The following is a 1329-nucleotide window of genomic DNA, read 5'->3' on the forward strand; positions in this document are numbered from 1 at the left end:
GGACGCGCCGCCGGATCCGGCGGCGCGTCCGCTCTTTTTGATTCCGGCGGAGCCTTCCTGCCGGACCGGCAACCGTTGGTTTCCAGGCCGGTCGCGCAAGCGGGTTCTCTTTGCGCCGTTCGCCCTTTAGGCTCGGCCCCGGCGGCCATCCCGCGAAGGGCCTTCGGTCATGTGGCTCGACGATCACCGACCCATGCGCCTCGGCCCGCCCCTAGCGGGTCCGGGACCGGGAGACGACGCCTTCCGCGACTTCGGCATCAGATCCGCCCCGGTGGACGGGGCGCGGGCTGCGGTGCGAACGCAGATCGCCGCGCGCCTGCCGTTCGGCGTGCTGCGCAGTTTCCGCCGCAGGGAGAATCCGCGCCGGACGGCGCTGGTGGTGGCGCCGCTGGCCGGCGGCTATCCCTTCCTGATGCGCGACCTCGTGGTGGCGCTGCTCGCGCACTTCGACGCGGTGGCCGTCACCGACTGGCCGAATGCCCGCCACGTCCCCCTTGCCGCCGGCCGCTTCGGCTTCGCCGAGAACTGCATGGAGGCCGCGCAGATGATCCGGGCGCTGGGCGGCGCGCAGGACGGCGGCGCGGGGGACGGCGGCGCGCCGGTGCACGTGGTCGGCGTGTGCCAGGGCGTGGTTCCGGCCCTGGTCGCGGCGCTGATCCTCGCCGAAGCGGGAGCGGCGCCGGCGAGCCTGACGCTGATGGGCGGGCCGGTGGACCCCTCGCGCAACCCCACCCGGCTGTGGCGCGTGCTGCAGGAGCGATCCCTCGACGCCCTGGAGGCCCAGGTGATCGAGACCGTGCGCACCGGCTTTCCCGGCGCCGGCCGGCGCGTCTTCCCCGCCTGGCGGCAGATGGACGCGTTCGGCATCTATCTCTGGCGGCAGGCGATCTCCGGCGGCGAGATGCCGATGAAGCTCACGTTCGACGAGGGCGAGGACCCGCTGCGCTTCCCGCTCTCGCGCCTGTGCTGGACCATGATGGATGTCACCGCCGAGTACTTCATGGAGAATGTGGCGACCATCTTCCGGGAGAACGCGCTCGCCCGCGGCACGCTCGCCATCGCCGGCCGGCCGGTGCGGCCGCAGGCCCTCGCGCGCACCGCTTTGCTCACGGTGGAGGGCGAGGACGACGACATTTTCCGCACCCTGCCAGACCGCCGCGGCGCACGATCTGTGCGCCGGCGTGCCCGAGGCCCTGCGGCGCCGGCTCACCTTGCCCAAAGCGGGCCATTTCTCGCTGTTCTACGGCCACGCCATGCGCCGCACCGTGGTGCCCGCCATCGCCGGCCTCGCGGCCGTTGGCCGAAGGCGCCCCGGCCGCCGGGCACCGG

2 pseudogenes are annotated in these 1329 nt (G+C 73.6%); both read left to right on the forward strand.

The features are described from left to right. Nucleotides 1–697 precede the first annotated feature (697 nt). Nucleotides 698–1072: pseudogene (locus tag AC2W7M_RS25615) on the forward strand (alpha/beta hydrolase family protein); the annotation flags it as partial. Beyond that, nucleotides 1008–1329: pseudogene (locus AC2W7M_RS25620) on the forward strand (hypothetical protein); the annotation flags it as partial. The pseudogenes AC2W7M_RS25615 and AC2W7M_RS25620, both read left to right, overlap by 65 nt.

Source organism: Xanthobacter sp. BG11Y11_SDJG, assembly GCF_057364445.1.